This is a genomic window from Candidatus Pantoea floridensis, from assembly GCF_900215435.1.
GTDB lineage: Bacteria > Pseudomonadota > Gammaproteobacteria > Enterobacterales > Enterobacteriaceae > Pantoea > Pantoea floridensis.
The window spans coordinates 59,679-82,494 of sequence record NZ_OCMY01000002.1 but is presented as its reverse complement, the minus strand read 5'-3'; the positions used below and the strand labels follow the sequence as shown (position 1 = coordinate 82,494).

The window sequence follows — 22,816 nt, the reverse complement described above, 5'->3', positions numbered from 1 at the left end:
GAACCGGGATTAAATCAGTTAAGCGATCTAGTTCAGAATGGCGTCGCGACATCGCGCATTGAGGTGCTGCAACGCTTGCTGAGCCAGTTGCGTAAAGTAGTGTGCAGCGGGGGCGATCAGCGCTTCATCAGGGTTGAAGCCGCCATGATGCAGACCAAACTCGCTGGCGCTGCCAATGCTGACAAACGCGCCGGGGATCTGCTGTAAGTAGTAGGCAAAATCTTCACCGCCAAGATGCAGCTCGGCGGTTTGCACGCGGTAACCGACTTGCTGCGCCACGTGGCTGGCAAACTGCGCCCAGCGCGCATCGTTCTCCAGCACCGGTGGACCAGGATGCCAGCTAAAGGTGGCGGTGGCGCCGTTGGCTGCCGCGATGTTCTCTACCAGCGTGCGGGCGCGCTGCTCGAGCTCGGCGCGTACCTGTTTATCATGGGTGCGCACCGTGCCGCCAAATTCGGCCTCACCGGGCAACACATTCCAGGTTTTACCAGCGTCGATGCGCGTAACGCTCAGCACTAAGCTGTCCAGCGTATTGAAGCTGCGGCTGGTCAACGATTGCAGCGCCTGAATGATCTGGCTGGCGACCACAATGCTATCAACGCCCTCTTCCGGGTGCGCCGCATGTGCGCCTTTACCGGCCACGCGTACAATAAATTTATCCGCATTGGCATAAAACGCGCCGCCGCGCGTGGCGAAGGTGCCGGTCGGTAAACCGGGTTCGTTATGCATACCGAAAATCGCCTGTACGCCATCCAAAACGCCCGCGTTAATTAATTGGCGTGCACCGGTAGCGTTCTCTTCCGCCGGTTGGAACAGAATACGGATGCGGCCTGGCAACTGCTCTTCGATCGCTTTCAGCTGCAGCGCGGCACCCAGCATGACGGCGCTGTGCACGTCGTGGCCGCAGGCATGCATCACGCCGCTGTTGCGCGAACGGTAAGTAAGTCCGGTGGCTTCATGGATAGGTAATGCATCGATATCGGCACGCAGCGCAATCAGCGTGTCGCCGCGTCCCACTTCTACCACCACGCCGGTTTCCAGCGGATAGTCCAGCAGACGCAAACCGGCGTCCTGTAACCAGCGGCGCAGGCGTGCAGTGGTTTCGACTTCGCGACCGGATAATTCCGGCCAGCTGTGCAGCTCGCGCCGCCAGTCGATCAGCTGATGTTCGCTAAATTGCGTCATACCTGCCTCCGGAATCGGCGAATCATGCCGTCACTAAACGGTGCGTGGCTAACAGTTCGAGTGATTTCACGCGCGCGCGCTCTTCAGCCACCGGCGTATCAATCACGAACTCCTCAATGCCAAAGTTCTGATGGAGCGCATCCAGCTTGGCATGTACCTGCGCGGCGGTACCTTTCAGCAGCGAAGGCGTGCGTGGTTCAATCACGTAATCGCTGTAGCCGCCCTGACGCACATAACGCTCCGCCTGCTCGACGCTGCCGACGTTAACGCTGGGGCCATCTTTCACGCTGACGTGATAGACGCGCAGGTTGTCCACCAGCAGATCGGCTTCCGCCGGCGAATCCGCCACCACCACCTGCACCGCCACCAATGCACGCTGGCCGTTGCTGTGCTGACGATAGCTATTGAGGACTTTTTCCATCAGCTGTGGATCGCCGTTATGATGCGCAGCGAACACCAGCTGCCAGCCGAGTTCAGCTGCCAGTTTGGCGCTCTCTTCGCTTGCACCCAACAGGAAACGATTCGCCGGACGCGGCGGCTGCGGCGTAGCGCGCAGAATCTCTTCATCTCCCACCGGCGGCACCTGCAGCCAGCTATCCAGCAGCGTCAGCTGCTCCGCGAAGCTGCCTTTCTCCTGCAGATGGACGCCCAGCTGCAGCGCCCGCGTGGAGAGCGGCAAGCCACCCGGCGCTTTACCGACGCCGATATCAATACGACCCGGTGCCAGCGAGGCTAATAAGTTGAAGTTTTCCGCCACTTTGTAGGGACTGTAATGCTGCAGCATCACGCCGCCGGAGCCGACGCGGATATGCTGGGTCTGGCCGATAATCCAGGCGATCAGCAGTTCCGGCGAAGGGCTCGCCAGACGATCGGTATTATGATGCTCCGCTAACCAAAAGCGGTGATAGCCCCAGGCTTCCGCCTGCTGCGCTAACTGTAAAGTGCGATGTAGCGCGTGACTGGCCGTCTCTCCATCGGCAATCGGCGATTTATCCAGCAAACTCAGTCGGTATGACATGCGCCTTATCCTATTTGTAGTGAATATGACGAGTAGTTTGGTGTGGTAATCGCTATTTCGTAAAACAACAAATCCGAGATAGAGAATATGAAAAATAGAAATAGCGTTAATGACAAATAATAACTACCTAACATTTATAGCGGCGTAATTTATTGCGCGACAAATAGCATCGCTACAGCATGTGGGTTGCGTGATCCCGGCACGTCCTCGTTTAGCACGAGAACATAACGGCCTTCCTGCTATATCGTGTACCTGCGCAGGGCTTTGCTTTTTTTCGGCATAGCTAAGTGAATTTCCAGCAAACTGCCGCGCAGCGCATGGCTGAAAGCGAACATTACGCCAATGAAGAGCTCTGATAAAAACCGCAGCAGATTGCGACAGTAAGAAAGCAATTAAAATCATAAAGCAAGAGGAATGTACTTATTTGATGATAATATAATACTTATTATTGTCGGAGAGATAACTTTAAGAACAGAGTCAAATTTTAATCGGTGATATTTTTCACAAAACCCTTTCATAATTATGTTGTTGTAAAATGAAAATGGTTATGATGTGAGGTCACTTGGCAGGAGCATGATGGAAATGGATGACTTATTAATTAAAAAGCGATTAATTAATGCTGGATTCACAACAAAAGAAATAAATTTCATTGCTTACTGGGCGGAAAAAGAGCAACTAACAATAATTGAAATTATTAAGGATTTGAGAGCAAGATTCATTGGAGGAATTTTTATAAGATTACTAGTCACTACTTTTTGTGCCTGGTGCTTTTTCAAGGGAGACTACAACATGGTTGTAATCGGCATCCCATTGATTTTTTCATTTATAATGGCTGAAGTGTTTTTTCCTTGTAAATTAGGCTTTAAAACCTTTTCAAAGTACAAGCATATAAAATAATAATCTTGAATAACTTCCATTTTTTAACATTTTTAGCTCCTTTAAGAAAAATAATAGGTTACTGAGAATCCCCATATACTGAATTTACAGCAAGGCCATCACCAGCAATTAATGTTAACCGTTTGAGAGATTAGATTAGACATGCAGACATAACTAAGAGTAAAAACATCATTCAAAATATCTTTATTGATAAGACATTTTGTTTTTATACTGTATAATCTTATCGTGATGCAGTGTTTTTTTTAAAATTAAAGGCAATAATACTATGGGCGTGAGCGAAAAAAAACTATTAGAGTCAGGCTTTAGCCATTCAGACATGATAAAAATAAAAAACAACATTGATAGCTATGGCGGTTCAATTGATGAAGCCATCAGAGATCTTGCGAAACGTTTCTCTATATTTATCTTTGTTGTTTTTTGTTGCCTTACTGCTCTTATACTATTATTTATTTTCGGGTCGAAAGAAAGTATCTTTTCAGGTTCTATAGGAATATCCTGCGGTATAGTGGTAGCAGCGCTTTCTCAACCACCAATTTTGGCCTATAAATCCTGGCGTCATTTAAAAAAATCCCGAAACTAATCAACCGACCTCTCAGTGCTAATTAGGTCATATATTACTTTTGCTTTTATACCATAACCAACAATCTTCATCGTTAACTTTGGTTTACTCATGGTGTCTACTTTTCTATAATAATCACGAGGAAGCCATCTAAAAAGACGCCACGCTTCTGTTCTTCTTGTTAACCCAAAAATACTGTATGCACTAGCACCCAATGAGATAGCATTATAAAATGCCAAACCAGACTCAGGCTTAAACCCCATAAAACTGGCAGTATCCATAGCTGCATTTGCAACGATTCCTTCAGAGTCAGGATTTTCACTATAATAAAGATTATTAACTTCCTTTGTTATACCATTTATACCATCTACATAAAGAATTGCCCCTGCAAGCACGCCGATTGGTGTCATTGTCGACATCATTATCATTCCACCAAATAGAGCAACTCCAGAAATAACAATATGAACTGCAGAAATGACATATCCAACCACTTTATTATTTTCACGAATAACTTCAACTTTAGCATAAATTTTTGCAGTCTCCATACGCAGCATACGCCCCTGCTCTTCAAGACTTACGTTCTCTTCTCTTAGTTTTTTTTATGCATGCGAGACACTCTTCATCAGATTCTGCTCTGCTAGCTATTGAAAACTGCTCTTCGATTAAACTTTTTATTTCTTGAACAAAGTTCAATCGAGTCATAGCGTCCTGAAGATGATTCGACGAAAGTGAATTAGCTGTCTGGATTAATATTCTGGCTTCCTGATTAAGCATTGTCTCAGCCCAAAGTCTGTTTCTTCCACCCGAGTGCATCATATTAATCAATAATGAGTCCATACTTACCCCTATACATTATAAAATCAACACAACATTTAAGACCTAGGCATTCAAAGCCATTAATTAAATAAACTTTATCGCTCACTAAATAATGATAGCTGCTAGTCGCTTTACTAAGGGATACTAACCTCAGCCACGACTCAAAGTTATGTTCAGCTAAGCTTATAAAAGATAACTACCGTCTCATTGAATATGAAAGTAATTTAACCGGGACATTACATCATAATTGAATTTTCCCTTATTACTTTCCCAGCCTTAATCACTATACATGTTCAAATTAACGCAAAATCAGTCTCTTCATACAAACCGTTCAGAATATGCGCAGAGCTTCACTTATCACGTGTACTGAATCGTGTTGCTACATTACGCCTTACGATGTGACTTTCTATCTATTTATCATTTTCGGCAAAGCTTAGTGCAATTCATTGGTTCAACTCGCGGGTGCGGCATTTGATGATGAAAACCGCCCGTCGGGCTATTGATAAAAAAGGGAAACACCATGACTAAGCAATTTCACTTGCAGGCGCTAAGTTTAGCCCTGCTATCAGGGATTTTTAGCGCCCACGCGGCGGATACGCCGGTCAAAGGCGGCACACTGATTTATCTTGAACAGCAGGCGCATACCAACCTCTATCCGCCTGCCGGTGGTTTTTATCCTAACGGCGGTATTCTGAATCAAATCACCGATAAGCTGACGTGGCAAAATCCCAAAACCTTGCAGGTTGAGCCGTGGATTGCCGAAAGCTGGAGTAGCAACGCTGATAAAACCGAATACACCTTTAAAATTCGTCCCGGCGTGACGTTTTCTGATGGCACGCCATTAGATGCGAACGCGGTAGCGAAAAACTTTGATACCTACGGGCTGGGAAATAAAGCCCAGCGCTTGCCGGTTTCTGAAGTGATTAATAATTACGATCGCAGTGAGGTTATTGATCCACTAACAGTGAAATTCTATTTCAAAAAGCCGTCCCCCGGTTTTTTGCAAGGCACGGCAACCATTGGATCCGGTCTTGTTTCCCTCAGCACTCTGCAGCGTAGCTTCGATCAGTTAGGCGATGCGCGCCATATTATTGGCTCCGGCCCGTTTGTGGTCAGCGATGAAAAACTCGGGCGCGAAGTCGATTTAACCGCGCGCAAAGATTACCAGTGGGGCCCGAAAAACCTCTCGCAGCAAGGGCCCGCGAATCTCGACGGCATCAAGTTCATCGTCACGCCGGAAGACAGCGTACGCATTGGCGCACTGCTGGCCGGTCAGGCCGACTTTATCCGTCAGGTACAAGCCTATGACGAGAAGCAGGCGCAGCAGCAAAACTTCCCGATTTATGCCGCACCCACGCGCGGCGTCAACGACAGCATCAGCTTCCGCCCGGATAACCCGCTGGTCAGCGATGTGAAAGTGCGTCAGGCGCTATTGCACGCCACCAACGCGCAGCAGGTGGTGCAAACCCTGTTCTCGCCGAACTACCCGCAGGCCACCTCGGTGATCGCCACCTCGGCGGCCGGTTACGTCAATCTGTCCGACAAACTGAAATATGATCCTACGCTGGCGAAAAAGCTGCTGGATGAAGCGGGTTGGAAACCGGGCAGCGACGGCATTCGCGAGAAGGATGGCAAGAAGCTGGCGCTAGCGGTTTATGAATCCTTGCCGCAGCCGCAGAACAAAGAAGTGCTGCAGCTGGTGGCACAGCAGTGGCGTCAGGTGGGTGTGGCGCTGGCGGTTAAAGCCGGTGATGCCGGTAGCCGCGTGCTGGATAACCTCGATCCGCTGAAAACCCCGCTGGTGGTATCAGAAGTGGGCCGCGCCGATCCCGACGTGGTGAAAAGCCAGTTCTACACGACTAACCGCGATGCGCTGCTGCAGAAAGGCGGCTCCAGCGACAAGGTGCAGAACTTCCGCGACGACAAGCTCAATACGCTATTGCTGAACATCTCCTCTGAGGTCGATCCGGCCAAGCGTCTGGCGGTGACCGGCGATGCGCAGCGTTATCTGCTCGAACAGGCCTACGTCATTCCGATCTTTGAAGAGCCACAGGTCTTTGCCGGTGCGCCATGGCTAAAAGGCATCGATTTTGAGGCCGTAGGTCGACCGTCGTTCTACGGCGCGTGGCTGGAAAAACACTAAGGCAGGTTAATGATGCAACGTTCACTGCTGCGAAGAGTGGGTCAAAGCGTTTTGGTGCTGTGGGCCGCGTTTACCCTGTCGTTCTTTCTGCTGCAGGTGCTGCCCGGCGATGCGGTGCTGATCAAGTTTCAGAACCCGGATCTGGGCCTCAGCCCGGATCAAATCGCCGAAATGCGCCTGGCTTACGGCGCGGATAATCCGCTCTGGCAGCAGTACGTGCACACGCTGCTGGCGATGTTGCGCGGCGATTTCGGTTACTCGGTGCAGGCAGGCGTGCCGGTCAGCGAACAGCTGGTTAGCAACCTGCCTGCCACGCTGCAACTGGCGCTGCTCGGTTTTGCGCTCGCCACGCTGATTGCATTTGCATTGGCGGCGCTGTCGCGTTTGCCCAGGCTGCGCTTCCTGCGTTCAGTGCTGCAATCGGTGCCCGCGCTGTTTATCTCGCTGCCCACCTTTTGGCTCGGCATCGCGCTGATTCAGCTGTTCTCCTTCCAGCTGCGCTGGATTCCGGTGATCAACCCTTCAGCGCTACAAGGCCTGATCCTGCCAGTCATTACCGTGGCGATTCCAATCTCCGCGCCGCTGGCGCAGATTCTGTTGCGCAGCATTGATCAGGTTTTCACCCAGCCGTTTGTGGCGGTGGCGCGTGCCAAAGGAGCCAGCGAAAGCCACGTATTGTGGCATCACGTGATGCGCAATGCGCTGCTGCCGGTACTTAACGTCGCCGGTTTACTGCTCGGCGAACTGATTGCCGGTGCGCTGATTACCGAAACCGTATTTGGCCTGAGCGGCATTGGCCAGCTGACGCAGCAGGCGGTAAATAATCAGGACGTCGCGGTGTTACAAGCGGTGGTGATGATCTCCGCGCTGGCCTTTGTGCTGATTAACCTGCTGGTCGATGCGCTGATGCCGCTGTTCGACCCGCGCCTGCAATCCATTGCCGGAGGCCACCGATGAGCTTGGTCGATTATTCAACTGCGCGTCACAGCAACGGCAACGCACGGGCGGCGCGCGCGCTACATATCCAGCCAGGTTTGTGGCTGGCGTGGGGCGTGATGCTACTGGCGCTGCTGGCGGCCTTTGCGCCCAGTTTGTTTACCCATTTCAGCCCAACCGAAGGCGTGCCCGGCGCGCAACGTCTGCCACCGCAGGCCGCGTACTGGCTCGGCACCGATCAGCTGGGTCGCGATCTCTATACGCGCATCATCTATGGTACCTCACAATCATTGGCTGCAGCCGTTGCGGCGGTGGCGATGGGCCTGATTGGCGGCACCTCACTTGGCGTGCTGGCGGGAGCGATTGGCGGTCGCACCGAAAACGCCTTAATGCGTCTGGTGGATGTGCTGCTGTCAATTCCGTCGCTACTGCTGTCGCTCAGTATTCTGATTCTGCTCGGCTTCGGCACTGTGCATGCCGCGCTGGCGGTGGGCATTGCGTCAATTGCCAGCTTCGCCCGCCTGGCGCGTGGTGAAGTCGTGCGCGTGCGCCGCAGTGAGTTTGTTGAGGCGGCTTACGGCAGCGGCGGCAGCTTCTGGCGCGTGCTGTGGCGCCACATTTTACCCAACTCGTTGACGGCGGTAATCGCCTTTGCCGCCCTGCAGTTTGGCCAGGCAATTTTGGCGCTCTCCACGCTGAGCTTCCTCGGCTATGGCACCCCGCCGCCAACGCCGGAATGGGGGTTACTGATCGCCGAAGGGCGTAACTATCTGGCAACCGCCTGGTGGCTCACCACCTTCCCCGGCATCGTGGTGGTCGCGGTGGTGCTGGCCGCCAATCGCATCAGCCGCCAGCTGGCAGGAGGTGACGCATGAGCGCGTTATTAGCCATTGAGAATTTAACCCTGAGCTATCGCCAGCGCGGCGAATGGCGCGCGGTGGTACACAACGTCAGCTTTGAATTGCAGCCTGGTGAAATGGTGGCGCTGGTCGGGGAATCCGGTTCCGGCAAAACCACCACCGCGCAGGCCATTATTGGCCTGATGGCGGAGAACGGTCGCCGTGACAGCGGCAAGATTGTGCTGAACGGCACCGATATCTCCGGTTGGTCGTCAAAACGGCTCGATAGCCTACGTGGCGTTAACATCAGCTTAGTGCCGCAGGATCCGGGCAACTCGCTCAATCCGGTAAAAACCATCGGCGATCAGGTGGGTGAAATGCTGCAGCTGCACCTGAAAATCAGCCAAGCCGAGCGCCAGCAGCGCGTGCTGGAGCTGCTGCAAAAAGTGGGTTTGAGCCATCCGGAGCAGCGCCTGAAGCAGTATCCGCATCAACTCTCCGGCGGCATGAAACAGCGGGTGCTGATTGCCATCGCCCTCGCCCTGCGTCCACAAATCATCATCGCCGATGAACCGACCAGCGCGCTGGATGTGACGGTGCAAAAGCGCATCCTCGATCTGCTGGACGTGCTGCGCCGCGAATCGGGCACCGCGGTGCTGTTCGTTACGCACGATTTAGCGCTGGCAGCAGAACGCGCCGATCGTTTGCTGGTATTCCGTCACGGCGAGGTGCAGGAGCAAGGACCGGCGCAGCAGGTGATCAACGCGCCGCAGCATCCGTATACGCGTCAGCTGCTGCAGGATGCCGATCCCGGTGAAACCGCGCTGGCCGTTCCTGCCCGGGCCAACTTCTCATCACCGGCGATTCAGCTCTCCGGCATCAATAAACTGTTTTCCCTCGGTCGCAATCATCAGTTGCAGGTGGCAAAAGCGGTGAGCGTTACCGTCGCGCGCGGCACCACGCACGCGCTGGTCGGCGAATCCGGTTCGGGTAAAACCACGCTGGCGCGCATTCTGCTGGGATTTGAGCAAGCCGATAGCGGACGCGTAGTCATTGACGGCATCGATGCCACCGCGTTGCGCGGTGAAGCCCAGCGCCAACTGCGCCGCAAGATTCAGTTTGTGTATCAGAACCCGTTTGCTTCGCTCGATCCGCGCCAGACGCTGTTCAACATTATCGAAGAGCCACTGCTTAACTTCGAAAAACTCAGTCGCGAAGCGCGTCGTCAGCGCGTTGAAGCGGTGGCGCAACGTGTTGCCCTGCCGCTGGAGTTTTTGACACGTAAACCACGCGAGTTGTCTGGCGGCCAGCGTCAGCGTGTAGCGATTGCCCGCGCCCTGATCCTGCAGCCAGCGATTTTGGTGTTGGATGAAGCCACCTCGGCGCTGGATGTCACGGTGCAGGCGCAAATTCTGCAGCTGCTGCAGCAGCTGCAGCGTGAACTCGGCCTCACTTACTTATTCATCACTCACGATCTCGCCACCGTGCGGCGTATTGCGCACAGCGTTACCGTGCTGCGTGCTGGTGAAGTGGTGGAGCAAGGTGACACCGTCACGCTCTTTTCTGCGCCTCAGCATGCGTATACGCAAGCGCTGATTGACGCAATCCCCGCTTTCCGTCCGCTGATTAAGGAGTCTGCATGACGCGTAAACGTATTGGCTTTTTCACCCGCCTGTTGGATGACACCACAGCACAGCAGCGCTATCGCCTCGCCACCGAACAGATTCAACATGCCGAGCGCACCGGTTTTGACAGCGCGTGGATTGCCCAGCACCACTTTCACGAGAAGGAAGGCGGCCTGCCGTCGCCGCTGCTGTTTCTGGCGCACGTTGCCGCGCACACCCGCACCATTCGCCTCGGTACCGGCATCATCACGCTAGCGATGGAGAACGCGCTGCGCGTCGCCGAGGATACCGCGGTGTTGGATTTGCTGAGTAACGGGCGGCTGGAAGTGGGGCTCGGTTCAGGCGGCACCGCCACCTCGTTTCTGCCGTTCGGCATCACTATCGACCAACGCGCCAGCGTGTTTGCCGATCATCTGCATCAGCTACTCAGCGCATGGCGCGGCGATACGCTGGGGCACCCGGATAATCATCTTTATCCCGCCGCGCCAACGTTGGCCCAACGCGTGTGGATCGCCACCTTCTCAGTGGAAGGTGCGGCACGCGCCGGCCAGGCGGGCCACGGTTTGATGCTGTCGCGCACCCAGCCGCGCCCGGCGGATCAACCTGATTTAACGCTCGACCAGATACAGAACCCGATGATCGATGCCTATCTGGCGGCGTTGCCGCCAGGCATCGCGCCGCGCATTCTGGCATCGCGCACCGCCTTTGTAGCTGATTCTAATGATTATGCACGCCGTCTGGCCGAGCCGGGCCTGCAGCGTCAGGCCGACCATTTCCGTGCATCAGGACATGTGGTTGGCCAGACGCTGGACGAACAGGCGCGCCAGCTGGATGCGCATTTTGGTGATGCCGATCGGGTGCGTCAATCGCTGTTGGCCGATACCGTGTTGCAACGCGTCACCGACATCAGTTTTCAGGTGCACTCCATCGATCCGCCGCACGCCGACATTTTGCGTTCCATTGAACTGATTGCTGACCATATCGCGCCCGCGCTGCGGGGTTAAATCAGTAGCGGTCGCCATGAATGGCGACCTACTGATGCTTTAACTGGAGAATTGTATGTCCCAACCGTTTGATTTACTTAATGCGCTGGCCGATATCGATCCCGCTTCCGAACTGGCGCAAGCCCGTGCCGAACGCGCCGCCGCCACGCAGCATACGCAAGGCAGCTACGATGTCTTGTTTACGCAAGATGATGAGGATTTCCCGTTAGCCGAACGCTTTGCGCTCGCCGCACAGGCCGCGGCCTGGCACGGTGTAAGCGCGCTGCAGGCGCATTATCAGCAGCAGGCGCAATCGCAATCACATAACGCACGCTTTGAAGCGGGTTTAGCGTTTGCTGAACTGCTCAGTCGGCATCCAGTGGATGCCGCGCCGCAGCACATCGACACGCTGCAACATGCCGGCTGGTCGCCGCGCGGTATCGTCACCCTGGCGCAGCTGATTGCGTTTGTCAGCTTCCAGAGCCGTTTGCTGCTCGGTTTGCGTTTACTGAATGGCGAAGAGACGGCTGCGCAGCCGCATGCGGTAGCCGGAAAGTGGCACGATGCGCCGTTAACCCTGAGCGGCAAAACCGCCCTCACCGCCTTTACCCAGCAGGAACTCGGCTGGGAGCCGTGGCTGGCGGCGAAACCGCTCAATGAATTTAGCGCTGACGAGCAGGCCACGCTGGCGAAGTTCGGCCACAGCGATTCCGATTACTTCCGCCTGCTGGGACGCAACCAGCCGCTGCTGGAGCAGCGTACGCTCACCGATAAAGGCATCTTCTACACCGCTGGTGGACTTTCGCGCGCGGAACGCGAACTCGCCGCCACGGTGGTAAGCAAGGTCAACGGCTGCATTTACTGCGCCTCGGTCCACGCGCGCAAAGCCAGCCAGCTCTCGAAAGATGAACCGGCAGTACAGAAGCTGCTGAATGTCGCGCCGGGTGCCGAGCTGTCGCACGGACAATCGGCGCGCTGGGCGGCGCAGATCGATCTGGTTGCGACATTATCGATCACCCCGGCCGCCACCAGCCTGAAGCAGCTGCACGCGCTGCGCGATCAGGGATTCAGCACGCTGGAACTGCTGGATCTGATTCAATCCGCGGCCTTTTTCGCCTGGGCTAACCGCCTGATGCTGACGCTCGGCGAACCCTTCTTACCGGCACAAACCCAAGGATGACCATGACTGCGCTTTCCCCTCAACAGCTGGTGCGCTGGCGACGCGAGCTGCATCAGCATCCCGAACTGTCGGATCAGGAATTCGCCACCACCGAACGGCTCACGCGCTGGCTGCAACAACTCAACGTCAAGCTGCTGCCGCTGGCGCTGAAAACCGGTGTGGTCGCTGAAATCGGCCATGGCGAACCGCTGATCGCGCTGCGGGCCGATATTGATGCTTTGCCAATCGATGAACAAACCGACAACCCGTGGCGATCTCAGCAGCCGGGCGTGATGCACGCCTGCGGCCACGACCTGCACAGCAGCGTAATGCTCGGCGTGGCGCAGCAGTTGCAACGTATCGAAGCCCAGCTACCCGGTCGCGTGCGCATTCTGTTCCAGCCCGCCGAAGAGATTTTCACCGGTGCGAAACAGCTACTGGCGGCAGGTGCGTTGAACGATGTGCAGGCGATTTTTGGCCTGCATAACGCGCCGGATCTGCCTACCGGAACGCTGCGCACGCGCGGTGGCGCTTATTATGCCAACGTTGATCGTTTCCAAATCAATATCACCGGTAAAGGTGCGCACGCCGCGCGACCGCATGAAGGTATCGATAGCATTGTGATTGGCAGCCACATCGTCACCGCGCTGCAAACGCTACCGAGCCGCGTGTTCAGCTCGCTGGAATCGGTGGTGGTTAGCGTAACGCGCTTCACGGCGGGCAATAGCTGGAATGTGTTGCCGCAGACGGTGGAGCTGGAAGGCACGGTGCGCACCCACAACGCGGAGATTCGGGCGCAGATTCCGCAGAAAATTGAAGCATTGATAAAGGGTATCGCCGCCGGATTTGGCGCGCAGGTTGAGCTGGTGTGGCAGGAAGGTCCGCCATCGCTGGTGAATACGCCAGAGTGGGCTGATTTCGCGCTGAGTCTGGCGAAAGAACAAGGCTATCAGACGCAAATCGGTACGCCGCAGATGGGTGGCGAAGATTTCGCCTTCTACCTGCAGCAACTGCCAGGTGCGTTTGTCAGTATCGGCAGCGCCAGTGATTATGGTTTGCATCATGCCAGTTTCGATCCGGACGAAGCGATGCTGGAACCTGCGGTGCAATACTTCACTGAGCTGGCCCAACGCGCGCTGCTGACGCTGCGCCAACAACAGGCGCTGGCATCGTGACCCTAAGAGTAAGGAGAAAAGCGATGGCGATTTCGCTACCGGTTCCGCGTCTCGACCATGTGGTGATCAATGTTGCCGATCAGTTAGACGACGCCAGCGCGCTGTTTCGTCGCCTGGGTTTTCAGCTTACCGAGCGCGGCCATCATTCGCTCGGTTCCAGCAATCACCTGGCAATCTTCGGTGATAACTATCTGGAGTTATTAGGTTTTGAGGCCGGACGCGGCAATCTGCGCCAGGATTTATGGCAATCGCCGATTGGCCTGAGCGGCTTAGTGTGGAAAACCGAGGATGCCGATGCAGTGTGGCGCTATCTGGAGAGTCAGGATATCGACGGCGATCAGCCTGCGAGCTTTTTCCGTCCGGTGACCTTGCCGGATGGTAGCGAGCAGGAAGCGCGCTTTCGCACCGTGCGACTACGTCCGTCGCTGGTTGCCAATGGCCGCAGCTTCTTTTGTCAGCACGACACGCCAGATTCGGTGTGGCAGGACGCATGGCGCATCCATCCCAATGGCGTGAGCGATATCGTTGAGTTTGTGGTGGTGGCACAGGATCCTGCCGCCGCCGCACAGCCTTACAGCCGTTTGTTTGGCGCCGATAAGCTCACCGCCTGCCAGGAAGGTGCGTTTGTGTTGAAAGCGGGCGTGGCAACGGTGCGCTTTGCCGCCGCAGAATACGTCACCCAGCGTTTTGCCGGTTTACCACTCGATTACGACGGCAGCGCCCGCATGGCCGGGTTAAGTTTGCGCACCACGGATTTGCGCAAGGTGAAAGCCAGCCTGCTGCTCGGCGACGTACCGTTCCGCGAAGAAGAGTCCGCGATCATTGTCGGTGCCGAGCAGGCGTTTGGCGTGGCGTTAAGGTTCCAGCAGTGAGTAACAGGTGCGCATTAATGCGCACCCTACAAACCGTAGGGTCGCCATTCATGGCGACCCGCTGTGCATAAATGCCCAACTCACCTGGCTGCGCTAAATGATCGTAGGGTCGCCATTCATGGCGACCAGGTTAAACTATCTTCATCTTCTTCTCCTGTTACCGAAGGTGAACATTGACCAGCCGATTGCAGCTTGAAACCCCCAGACTCACCTGCGCGCAGCTCGAGGAAGCCGACTGGGCTTTCTTCCGCCAGCTGCAGCTCTCGCCACAAGTCATGCACTACATCGCGGACCAAAAATCTGAAGAGAAAATTCACGCTGATTTCAATTCAAGATTGCCGCTCTGGTCGCCACGCAGCGCGCATTGGTTGTGTTTGGTGGTGCGGGACAAACAGTCGGGCAAACGCCTCGGGGTCAGCGGCTATATTCACCGCGATAGCGACTGCGCCGAAGTCGGCTTCCTGTTCGCGTCGGAAGCTCAGGGTAAGGGATATGCGTATGAGTCACTCAACGCACTTTGTGACTATGCGTTTAAGGACGGCGGCATCCGGCGGCTTATCGCGACCGTTACCGCAGGCAATACATCCTCACGCCGACTGCTGGAAAAAGTCGGCTTCGTATTAGAGGGTGAACTGCGGGAAAACTACTGGCTGAGAAATGCGTGGCATAACGATTGGCTGTTTGGGCTGCTGCAAAAGGATTATTAACCGCAGTCATTCCCAGGTGCGCATGAATGCGCACCCTACGATTTTGTAGGGTCTCCATTCATGGCGACCGGTTTTACATCTTTAGCTGTGCACGCTTGTTATACAGCCGCCGATAAGACAAGTAGGCGGCGATGATGGTCGATAAACTGGCGGTGCCGATCAGCATAAATGTCACCATAATCTGATATTTAATCGCTTTCACCGGATCAATACCGGCGAAAATGAGCCCAGACATCATGCCAGGTAAACTCACCAACCCGACCGTTTTGGCACCATCAACGGTGGGGATCATCGCGGCACGAATGCTGTCACGGATAAACTGCCCTGATGCCATTTTCACTGACGCGCCCAGGCTCAGCATCTCTTGAATCTTCTGACGATTATCGCTAACTCGCTGATTGAGATTGCTGAAGCACAAGCCAACCGCCACCATCGCGTTACCGGCAATCATTCCGGAGATCGGGATCACCTGCATAGGGATAAATTCAATCGCACCGCTTAGCACCAGAATGGTCAGAGTGAGCGTGGTGCCCGTGGTAATCGCGATAAAGGAGATGGTAAATCCTTTATCAATATTGCGGCTGCGTTTACGGGCATTGAGCGCCGCATTGACGCAGATAAACAGCACCATCAGCACGGTGAGCCAGTCATTGTTCAGGTCAAAGATCGACTTGAGCACATAGCCAACGATCACCAGCTGGATAATGGCGCGACATACGCTCCAGATGATGTCTTTGCTCATGCCGAGCTTCTCTTTCTGGCTGATCAGCAGCGCAATCAGCACCAGCATCAGTGAGAGCAACAGCGAGCTGTCGGTAATATTATGCTGGCTCATGGGCTTCTCCCTGTTGGGGCATATCGAGTTTCAGCACCTTTTTTGCCTGACTTATCTCCTGCACATCGTGACTGATCCACATCACGGCGAGATTATTCTCACGTATTAACCCATCGATAAGGTGATTGATCGCGGCTTTGTTCTCTTCGTCCAGTGCGCTGGTCACTTCGTCCAGCAAGAGCACCTGCGGCATAAACTGTAGGTTGCGCAGCAGTCCAACCCGTTGTTTTTCACCGCCCGATAGTTGCTCAATTTTCTTGTCCAACATATCGGCAGTTAGATGCACGCTGGAGAGCGAAGCCACCAGCTGCTCGCGTTGCGGCTTTTGCTGACGAATCTGCCATGGCAACGCCAGGTTATCGTAAACCGTGTCGCCAAACAGCACGGGCGTCTGGAAACAATAGGAAACCTGTTGCCGATAACGTTCAGGCTTCAACGTGACAATGTCACGACTTTCGAAAAAAATCTGTCCTGCTGTCGGTGCAACTAATGAAGCCATTATCTTCAATAACGTGCTTTTGCCGCTCCCGGAAGGTCCAGTCAGCAACAGCAGCTCGCCGGGATGGAGTTGTAGTGAAATCGGCGCCAGCAGCGTCTGGCCCTGCATGGTAAAACTTACCCCTTGCACATCCAGCAAGGGAGAATGGGTGGTCATGACATAGGTTCCCGGAAAAATAAACCGGGGGATTATAGTCTAAGTAGACGCGATGCATCCTCGCGATTAACCGCTATCACGCTGTAATGCCCTCCATTCTGGCAGAGCTAAGGATCGCTTAATCTTCAACAGTGAAAATAGCCTCAACTTAAGAGGATATTTTTAATGAAAGCGATGAAATTTCGACCATTCAGTGAATATTTGGCTGTTGGTGTAAGCGTGTTCGCCGTGGTGAGTTTTCTTATCATCTGGCTGTAACCTAAGGTTCACTTAACCTTCATTTTTTAAGCTCTCTCCATCTTTACACCGATGGATGGATCAATGACGTTCTCGCTCGCAAAAAGACCGACGTTAAGTCGGCTTACGTTTATTACACTATTTTCAATTTATATTGCGGTTTTCCTGAACATTGCTTTTTATCGGCAGGTGATTGCCGCCATGCCGCTTGATAGCTTACGCACTATTCTGGTATTTGCTTCCATGCCAGTAGTGGCATTCAGCGTTATCAATATAATCGCTACACTCGCTTCGTTTTTATGGCTCGACAAGCTCATCCTGGCTCTCTTCGTGCTGGTTGCGGCTGCGGCACAATATTTTATCTGGAGCTTTGGGGTGGTGATCGACCGTTCGATGATCGTGAATATTATCGATACCACGCCTTCCGAATCCTTTGCCTTGTTATCACCCAAACTGATTATTACGCTGGGATGTAGCGGATTGCTTGCCGCTCTGCTGGTCTTTTGGCTGCGCGTTAATAATGGCAAGCCTTTCTGGAAAAGTGTCGCCAAACGCATGGCTTCCATTGCGGTGTCGATTATTTGCATCGCATTAGTAGCGATGTTCTTCTACAAAGATTACGCCTCACTGTTTCGTAACCAAAAAGAGCTGATTAAATCCCTCAGTCCTTCTAACTCAATTGTGGCGACGCTTTCCTGGTATAACCACAGCCGCACCGCCAACTTACCGCTGGTAAAAATTGGTCTGGATGCCAAACAGAAACCAGCGATGCTGGCCGGACCAAAGAGAAACTTGACTATTCTAGTGGTAGGTGAAACCACGCGTGCCGTTAATTTCCAGTTAAATGGCTATCAGCGGGAAACCACGCCACGCCTGGCAAAAGATGACGTCTCCTATTTCCCGAATACACAATCGTGCGGTACCGCCACCGCCGTCTCTCTGCCCTGCATGTTCTCCAATATGCCGCGAGCACATTATGACGATCAGCTGGTTGAGCATCAGGAAGGATTGCTGGATATTATTCAGCGCGCCGGTGTGCAAGTGCTATGGAACGATAATGATGGCGGTTGTAAAGGCGCTTGCGATCGCGTACCGCATCAGGATGTGACCAGCCTGAATTTGCCGGATATGTGTCACGACGGTGAATGTTATGACGAGGTGTTATTCCACGGCATTGAGGATTACATTAAAAATCTGAAGGGCAATGGCGTCATTGTGCTGCACACCATTGGCAGCCACGGACCGACATACTTTAACCGTTATCCGCCACAGTTTAGAAAATTTACGCCCACCTGTGATACCAGCCAGATTCAGGATTGTTCGCAAGAACAGCTGGTTAATACCTACGACAACACCATTCTGTATATCGATTACATTGTTGATAAAGCGATCAATGTGCTCAAAGCACATCAGGATGACTATACCACCAGCCTGGTCTACCTCTCCGATCACGGTGAATCATTGGGCGAAAATGGTGCATATTTGCACGGCATGCCCTATGCGATTGCGCCAGATGTGCAGAAACATGTACCGATGCTGATCTGGCTATCGCCGGACTACCAACAGCGCTATGGCGTGAGCAAAGCCTGTGTTGATCGGCAAGCAGCACACAACGGTTATTCACAGGACAATCTGTTCTCAACCATGCTGGGATTAACCGGGGTTCAGACCAGTGAATATCAGGCTAAGGACGATATTCTTGCCGCTTGCCACGCTAGGCAAAGTTAAGCCGCTGGCTGCTGCTGGACGGTCGCCATGAATGGCGACCCTACGAACCACACAAGTTTAAACCGCTGGCTGCTGCTGGACGGTCGCCATAAATGGCGACACTACGGACCACACAAGGTTAAACCGCTGGCTGTTGTAGGGGCGCCATTTATGGCGACCCATGTCACGCTGCCACGCGATCCGCTCCCAATAAATCCAGAATCCGGCTGCGCAGCGCCACCAGTTGCGGATCGTCACGCCGGCGCGGCCACGGCAGATCAACCTCAATCACATCCACCACTTTTGCTGGACGCGGGCTGAACACCACGACGCGATTGGCCATCACCAGCGCCTCTTCCACATCGTGCGTTACCATCAGCGTTGTGAACTGCTGCTCCTGCCACAGGTCTACAATCTCCTGCTGCATGCGCAAGCGCGTCAGCGAATCGAGCTTACCCAGCGGTTCATCGAGAATTAGCAAACGCGGGATGTTAACCAGCGCACGCGCCAGCGCCGCACGCTGCGCCATGCCGCCAGAGAGTTGATGCGGCCAGGCGCGGGCGAACTGCTTCAGTCCTACGCGATCTAACATAGCGTTGATGCGTTGTTCGCGCACCGGGCGGCTTTCACCGCGAATTTGCAACCCGAGACCGACATTGTCATATACCGTGCGCCACGGATAGAGCGTCGGATCCTGAAACACCACCACGCGCGACGGATCGGGCGCGGTGATCGCCTTGCCCTCCTCCGCCAGTACACCGCTGGCCGGCGGTTCCAGTCCGGCTAGCAGGCGTAGCAGCGTCGATTTACCACAGCCGGAAGGACCCAGCAGCGCGACAAATTCGCCCGCCTGCACCTGCAAATTAATATTCTCCAGCACCGGTAAATCTTCACCTTCTAACGTAAAGTGGTGATTTACCTTCTCAATCGTAATATTAACGCCTGCCGTGGTATCGGTCATATTGTCGCTCCTGCTTCCTGTGCAAATAAATAAAGCATAGGCCTCTCTTTCAACCCACCGAAATAGCCATTTCGGCAAACGAATACGCAAATTCTCATAATGAAAAACTGCATGACGACATGCGGGATTGTTATTTTGTCGCGGTTATCGCCTTTGCCATAGTGCGGTGAACTTTATCTACAAGGAAGACAAGATGGCATTTCAACAATTCTCTCTGAGCAGACGCGCGTTATTACGCGGGTTGGGTTTCCTGAGTGCTGGTGTGGCGGTGAATCCGTTGCTGAGTAACACGGTATTTGCCGACGATAAACCACTTAAAACCATTAAGCTGGCATGGGGACAAACGGCGGTGTGCCAATCACCGATTTCGGTGGCGCTGAAGCAAGGTTTCTTTAAAAAGTACGGCCTCAATGTTGAGCCGGTGAACTTTAGCGGTCCTACCGATGCGCTGTTACAGGCAATTGCTACCGGCCAGGCCGATGGCGGCATTGGTATGGCGCTGCGCTGGCTTAAACCCCTGGAGCAGGGCTTTGATGTAGACCTCACGGTGGGCACGCACGGCGGCTGCATGCGTTTACTTGCACCGCAAAACAGCGGCATCCGTGATGTGAAAGATTTGGTGGGTAAATCGGTGGCGGTCAGCGATCAGGCTAGCCCAATTCGCAACTTCTTTGCCATTCAGCTGGCGAAACAGGGTATCGATCCCGATAAGCAGGTGAACTGGTTGCAGTATCCGCCTGACCTGTTTGGCGAAGCGCTGCGCAAAGGCGAAGTGCAGGCGCTGGCCACCGACGATCCGCAGGGCTGGCTGCTGAAAAAGCAGCACAATTTAGTGGAAGTTGATAACAACCTGAAAGGCGAATACGCCAAACTCACCTGCTGCGTGCTGGGCCTGCGCGGCTCGCTGGTGCGTGACGATCCGGCCACCGCGCGCGCCATTACGCAAGCGATTGTCGATGCACAGCAGTGGACCGCCGAACATCCGGAGGAGACGGCGAAAATCTTCCAGCCGTTTGTGCCGGGCTCGGTAGCGGTTGAGGACATTGCCGCGATGCTGAAAGAGCATACGCATAGCCATCATTCAACTGGCGTGCAGCTGCGCAAAGAAGTGGCGGTCTATGTCGACGAGCTAAAGAAAATCAACGTGATCCGTCCAGATACCGATGCACAGCGTTTTGCTGAGCACTACGTGCCTGAGCTGCTGCCAGCTGAATCAGCCCATCAGCACGCCAGCAACATGGCGCATATGAGCAACATGTCGAGCTAAGGAGTCGAGGATGGCCAGTGATACTCTGACGATTGCCCGCAACCGTGATAGACCGCGTCGTATTCAACCTACGGTGTGGGTCGCGCTGCTGCTGTGGTGGGCGCTGGTCGCGCTCATGGTCGCGGTGCCGGATAAGCCGCAAGGTTTTGCCGCCCCGCGTTTTGTTAATGAAACGCATGAGCTGTTTGCCGCCATTGCGCTTATTCTCAGCGGGCTGGCGGTTGCATCAAGCCTGTTCCCACGACTGACGCTACTCGCGCCGCTCAAGCGCAGCGGTCCGTGGCTGATTGTGCTGGCGCTGCTGATTGGCCTGTGGGAAATCGTCACTGGCAAGCTAGCGCTGTTGCCGGCGCCGTTTTTTGCCCCACCGCGCGCGCTGGTAGAAGCTTACGCCACCGACTGGCCGCGTTTGCTGGATAGCGTGTTGAATTCACTGCGCCTGCTGGCCTTCGGCTTTATCTACGGCAGCGTGGTCGGTTTTATTACCGGCGTAGCGATTGGCTGGTCACGCGGGTTGGGATACTGGGTGCACCCGATTCTGCGTTTTCTCGGCCCGGTGCCCTCCACCGCGCTGCTGCCGCTGTCCCTCTACTTCTTCCCGTCGAGCTTCTCGGCGGCGGTATTCCTGATTGCGCTCGCCACCTGGTTCCCGGTGACGGTGCTGACCTGGTCCGGCGTCTCCAGCGTTGATACGCGTTATTACGATGTGGCGCGCACGCTGGGTGCCAATTCGCTGTTTCTGGTACTGCGTGTGGCGGTGCCTGCGGCGCTGCCGCACCTGTTTGTTGGGCTATTTATGGGGCTGGGCGCGTCGTTTTCGGTGCTGGTGGCAGCGGAAATGATGGGGGTGAAATCCGGGCTCGGCTGGTATCTGCAGTGGGCGCAAGGCTGGGCGGCCTACGCCAACATGTATGCCGCGCTGATTGTGATGGCGCTGCTGTTCTCCTCGCTGATCTCCCTGCTATTCCTGGTTCGCGACCGTCTGCTGTCGTGGCAGCGCAGCGCGGTGAAATGGTAACAACACACATTGCGCAATAAATTGCGCCGCTACGGTATGTGCATGCATTCGTAGCGGCGCGATTTATCGCGCAGATATTCGGTTCACATCATCCATTGCCGAGGTCAATTATGGCTGCAAAAATTTCTGCTTCTATCACCGAACTGATCGGCAACACGCCGCTATTGCGTCTGTCACGTTATGCGCAGCAGCAGGAGATTCAGGCTGATTTAATCGCCAAGCTCGAGCTGTTTAACCCTAATCACAGCGTGAAAGATCGCATCGCCCTCAGCATGATTGAAGCCGCCGAACGCAACGGCACTATTAAGCCCGGCGATAGGCTGGTTGAAACCACCAGCGGCAATACCGGCATTGGTTTAGCGGCGATTGCGGCGGCTAAGGGCTACAAATTCCGCGTTTATATCAATGATTTTGTCAGCATTGAGCGTAGCCAGATTATTCAGGCCTACGGCGCTGAAGTGGTGCCGTTCAGCACTATCGACGGTTTTAAAGCGTTTTATGACGCCAGCAACGGCGATTTCGTTGCCGCCACTAAGTGGCTGGCCGAGCAAGTCACGGCTGCGGAGCCGGAGGTGCATTTCCTGCTGCAGCTGGATAATCCCGCCAATCCGGCGGTACATGAGCGCACCACCGGACCGGAAATCTGGCGCGACAGCGGCGGCGAGTTGGATATCTTTATCGCCGCGGTAGGCACCGGCGGCACACTGTCAGGTACCGGGCGCTATCTCAAACAGCAGCATCCGGGATTGCAGGTGATCGCGGTGGAACCGGGCATCGGATCGCAGCCGAGCGAACTGCGCCCGGAGCCGCTGGAGATCACCGGTGTGCATGCGTTTAGCAATCAGACGCCAGAACGCATCCCCGCCAATCTCGATCATCGCGTATACGATGAGGTGATCGCGGTGGAAACCTGGCAAGCCTATGCCGCCGCTCGCCAGCTGGCGCTGAGTGAAGGCGTGCTGGTGGGTGATTCATCCGGTGCGGTGTTGTGGGCGGCGCAGCAGGTGGCGGCACGACCGGAAAATCACGGCAAGCGTATTGTGGTGTTACTGGCCGATGGCGGCAGCAGTTATTTAACCACGCAGCTGTTCGCGCATCAGGTCCCCGCCGAATCACTGAAGCTGGCAAGCGCGGTGCAGACATCGAGAAAAATCGCATGACGTCCCAATACGACCTTACAACCCCTGGTCGCCATACATGGCGTAATGCCGCTCAAAATGCC

General features: G+C 54.6%; 20 protein-coding genes and 1 pseudogene. 15 read left to right on the top strand and 6 right to left on the bottom strand.

The window, feature by feature from the left end:
• Nucleotides 1–27: 27 nt before the first annotated feature.
• Nucleotides 28–1,185: an amidohydrolase gene (locus CRO19_RS21040; RefSeq protein WP_097097789.1), complete on the bottom strand. Its 1,158-nt coding sequence runs from the start codon at nt 1,183–1,185 to the stop codon at nt 28–30.
• Between the two features lie 22 nt (nt 1,186–1,207).
• Nucleotides 1,208–2,203, bottom strand: coding sequence for an MsnO8 family LLM class oxidoreductase (locus CRO19_RS21035; protein ID WP_097097788.1), 996 nt, complete (start codon nt 2,201–2,203; stop codon nt 1,208–1,210).
• Nucleotides 2,204–2,785: 582 nt separating this feature from the next.
• Here CRO19_RS21035 and CRO19_RS21030 point away from each other — a divergent pair.
• Together CRO19_RS21030 and CRO19_RS21025 are read left to right on the top strand one after the other, a co-directional pair.
• On the top strand, nt 2,786–3,100 hold the full coding sequence (locus CRO19_RS21030; RefSeq protein ID WP_141400275.1) for a hypothetical protein: 315 nt from the start codon (nt 2,786–2,788) through the stop codon (nt 3,098–3,100).
• A gap of 265 nt (nt 3,101–3,365) precedes the next feature.
• Complete coding sequence (locus CRO19_RS21025) at nt 3,366–3,680, top strand: hypothetical protein (protein ID WP_097097786.1); 315 nt, start codon at nt 3,366–3,368, stop codon at nt 3,678–3,680.
• On the opposite strand, the pseudogene CRO19_RS21020 reads toward CRO19_RS21025, so the two are convergent.
• Nucleotides 3,677–4,496 (bottom strand): annotated as a pseudogene (locus CRO19_RS21020) (DUF4225 domain-containing protein). The gene CRO19_RS21025 and the pseudogene CRO19_RS21020 overlap by 4 nt on opposite strands.
• A gap of 499 nt (nt 4,497–4,995) precedes the next feature.
• On the opposite strand from CRO19_RS21020, the gene CRO19_RS21015 reads away from it, so the two are divergent.
• The 9 genes from CRO19_RS21015 to CRO19_RS20975 all read left to right on the top strand — a co-directional run bounded on the left by CRO19_RS21015 (nt 4,996) and on the right by CRO19_RS20975 (nt 14,914).
• Nucleotides 4,996–6,618, top strand: coding sequence for a TIGR04028 family ABC transporter substrate-binding protein (locus CRO19_RS21015; protein WP_097097785.1), 1,623 nt, complete (start codon nt 4,996–4,998; stop codon nt 6,616–6,618).
• Nucleotides 6,619–6,630: 12 nt separating this feature from the next.
• Nucleotides 6,631–7,575, top strand: a complete 945-nt coding sequence (locus tag CRO19_RS21010) for an ABC transporter permease (RefSeq protein WP_176519249.1) — start codon at nt 6,631–6,633, stop codon at nt 7,573–7,575.
• Nucleotides 7,572–8,429: an ABC transporter permease gene (locus CRO19_RS21005; protein WP_097097783.1), complete on the top strand. Its 858-nt coding sequence runs from the start codon at nt 7,572–7,574 to the stop codon at nt 8,427–8,429. The genes CRO19_RS21010 and CRO19_RS21005 overlap by 4 nt, the downstream gene beginning before the upstream one ends.
• The gene (locus CRO19_RS21000; protein WP_097097782.1) at nt 8,426–10,036 is read left to right on the top strand and encodes a dipeptide ABC transporter ATP-binding protein; all 1,611 of its coding nucleotides are present in this window, start codon (nt 8,426–8,428) and stop codon (nt 10,034–10,036) included. Before CRO19_RS21005 ends, CRO19_RS21000 begins: the two co-directional genes overlap by 4 nt.
• On the top strand, nt 10,033–11,022 hold the full coding sequence (locus tag CRO19_RS20995; protein ID WP_097097781.1) for a putative FMN-dependent luciferase-like monooxygenase: 990 nt from the start codon (nt 10,033–10,035) through the stop codon (nt 11,020–11,022). The genes CRO19_RS21000 and CRO19_RS20995 overlap by 4 nt, the downstream gene beginning before the upstream one ends.
• A gap of 55 nt (nt 11,023–11,077) precedes the next feature.
• Complete coding sequence (locus CRO19_RS20990) at nt 11,078–12,181, top strand: alkylhydroperoxidase domain protein (protein WP_097097780.1); 1,104 nt, start codon at nt 11,078–11,080, stop codon at nt 12,179–12,181.
• 2 nt (nt 12,182–12,183) lie between these two features.
• Complete coding sequence (locus CRO19_RS20985; protein WP_097097779.1) at nt 12,184–13,335, top strand: amidohydrolase; 1,152 nt, start codon at nt 12,184–12,186, stop codon at nt 13,333–13,335.
• Between the two features lie 23 nt (nt 13,336–13,358).
• Nucleotides 13,359–14,207, top strand: coding sequence for a VOC family protein (locus CRO19_RS20980; protein WP_097097778.1), 849 nt, complete (start codon nt 13,359–13,361; stop codon nt 14,205–14,207).
• A gap of 173 nt (nt 14,208–14,380) precedes the next feature.
• Nucleotides 14,381–14,914, top strand: coding sequence for a GNAT family N-acetyltransferase (locus CRO19_RS20975; RefSeq protein WP_097097777.1), 534 nt, complete (start codon nt 14,381–14,383; stop codon nt 14,912–14,914).
• A gap of 73 nt (nt 14,915–14,987) precedes the next feature.
• On the opposite strand, the gene fetB is transcribed toward CRO19_RS20975, so the two are convergent.
• Both fetB and fetA read right to left on the bottom strand, forming a co-directional pair.
• Nucleotides 14,988–15,749 carry an iron efflux ABC transporter permease subunit FetB gene (gene fetB / locus CRO19_RS20970; protein WP_097097776.1) on the bottom strand — a complete coding sequence of 254 codons (762 nt, stop codon included), beginning with the start codon at nt 15,747–15,749 and terminating at the stop codon, nt 14,988–14,990.
• Complete coding sequence (gene fetA / locus CRO19_RS20965) at nt 15,736–16,404, bottom strand: iron efflux ABC transporter ATP-binding subunit FetA (protein WP_097097775.1); 669 nt, start codon at nt 16,402–16,404, stop codon at nt 15,736–15,738. Before fetA ends, fetB begins: the two co-directional genes overlap by 14 nt.
• 321 nt (nt 16,405–16,725) lie before the next feature.
• Here fetA and eptA point away from each other — a divergent pair, with 321 nt between their 5' ends.
• Complete coding sequence (eptA, locus tag CRO19_RS20960) at nt 16,726–18,369, top strand: phosphoethanolamine transferase EptA (protein ID WP_097097774.1); 1,644 nt, start codon at nt 16,726–16,728, stop codon at nt 18,367–18,369.
• Between the two features lie 163 nt (nt 18,370–18,532).
• Here the strand turns inward: eptA and CRO19_RS20955 are convergent, their stop codons facing one another.
• Nucleotides 18,533–19,309 carry an ABC transporter ATP-binding protein gene (locus tag CRO19_RS20955; protein WP_097097773.1) on the bottom strand — a complete coding sequence of 259 codons (777 nt, stop codon included), beginning with the start codon at nt 19,307–19,309 and terminating at the stop codon, nt 18,533–18,535.
• Between the two features lie 193 nt (nt 19,310–19,502).
• On the opposite strand from CRO19_RS20955, the gene CRO19_RS20950 reads away from it, so the two are divergent.
• The 3 genes from CRO19_RS20950 to CRO19_RS20940 all read left to right on the top strand — a co-directional run bounded on the left by CRO19_RS20950 (nt 19,503) and on the right by CRO19_RS20940 (nt 22,754).
• Entirely contained in the window at nt 19,503–20,576 is a 1,074-nt protein-coding gene (locus CRO19_RS20950) for an ABC transporter substrate-binding protein (protein WP_097097772.1), read from the top strand.
• 10 nt (nt 20,577–20,586) lie between these two features.
• Entirely contained in the window at nt 20,587–21,594 is a 1,008-nt protein-coding gene (locus CRO19_RS20945) for an ABC transporter permease (protein WP_097097771.1), read from the top strand.
• A 110-nt stretch (nt 21,595–21,704) separates the two neighbouring features.
• Entirely contained in the window at nt 21,705–22,754 is a 1,050-nt protein-coding gene (locus CRO19_RS20940; protein ID WP_097097770.1) for a PLP-dependent cysteine synthase family protein, read from the top strand.
• The last annotated feature ends 62 nt before the right edge of the window (nt 22,755–22,816 follow it).

Bases quoted from the DNA above. Each gene is read 5' to 3' on its own strand.
- CRO19_RS20955 (WP_097097773.1), bottom strand. From the start codon at position 19,309: ATGACCGATACCACGGCAGGCGTTAATATTACGATTGAGAAGGTAAAT.
- CRO19_RS20980 (WP_097097778.1), top strand. From the start codon at position 13,359: ATGGCGATTTCGCTACCGGTTCCGCGTCTCGACCATGTGGTGATCAAT.
- fetB (WP_097097776.1), bottom strand. From the start codon at position 15,749: ATGAGCCAGCATAATATTACCGACAGCTCGCTGTTGCTCTCACTGATG.
- CRO19_RS20940 (WP_097097770.1), top strand. From the start codon at position 21,705: ATGGCTGCAAAAATTTCTGCTTCTATCACCGAACTGATCGGCAACACG.
- CRO19_RS21000 (WP_097097782.1), top strand. From the start codon at position 8,426: ATGAGCGCGTTATTAGCCATTGAGAATTTAACCCTGAGCTATCGCCAG.
- CRO19_RS21010 (WP_176519249.1), top strand. From the start codon at position 6,631: ATGCAACGTTCACTGCTGCGAAGAGTGGGTCAAAGCGTTTTGGTGCTG.
- eptA (WP_097097774.1), top strand. From the start codon at position 16,726: ATGACGTTCTCGCTCGCAAAAAGACCGACGTTAAGTCGGCTTACGTTT.
- CRO19_RS20950 (WP_097097772.1), top strand. From the start codon at position 19,503: ATGGCATTTCAACAATTCTCTCTGAGCAGACGCGCGTTATTACGCGGG.
- CRO19_RS21015 (WP_097097785.1), top strand. From the start codon at position 4,996: ATGACTAAGCAATTTCACTTGCAGGCGCTAAGTTTAGCCCTGCTATCA.
- CRO19_RS20945 (WP_097097771.1), top strand. From the start codon at position 20,587: ATGGCCAGTGATACTCTGACGATTGCCCGCAACCGTGATAGACCGCGT.
- CRO19_RS21040 (WP_097097789.1), bottom strand. From the start codon at position 1,185: ATGACGCAATTTAGCGAACATCAGCTGATCGACTGGCGGCGCGAGCTG.
- CRO19_RS20995 (WP_097097781.1), top strand. From the start codon at position 10,033: ATGACGCGTAAACGTATTGGCTTTTTCACCCGCCTGTTGGATGACACC.
- CRO19_RS20990 (WP_097097780.1), top strand. From the start codon at position 11,078: ATGTCCCAACCGTTTGATTTACTTAATGCGCTGGCCGATATCGATCCC.
- CRO19_RS21030 (WP_141400275.1), top strand. From the start codon at position 2,786: ATGGATGACTTATTAATTAAAAAGCGATTAATTAATGCTGGATTCACA.
- fetA (WP_097097775.1), bottom strand. From the start codon at position 16,404: ATGACCACCCATTCTCCCTTGCTGGATGTGCAAGGGGTAAGTTTTACC.
- CRO19_RS21035 (WP_097097788.1), bottom strand. From the start codon at position 2,203: ATGTCATACCGACTGAGTTTGCTGGATAAATCGCCGATTGCCGATGGA.
- CRO19_RS21005 (WP_097097783.1), top strand. From the start codon at position 7,572: ATGAGCTTGGTCGATTATTCAACTGCGCGTCACAGCAACGGCAACGCA.
- CRO19_RS20985 (WP_097097779.1), top strand. From the start codon at position 12,184: ATGACTGCGCTTTCCCCTCAACAGCTGGTGCGCTGGCGACGCGAGCTG.
- CRO19_RS21025 (WP_097097786.1), top strand. From the start codon at position 3,366: ATGGGCGTGAGCGAAAAAAAACTATTAGAGTCAGGCTTTAGCCATTCA.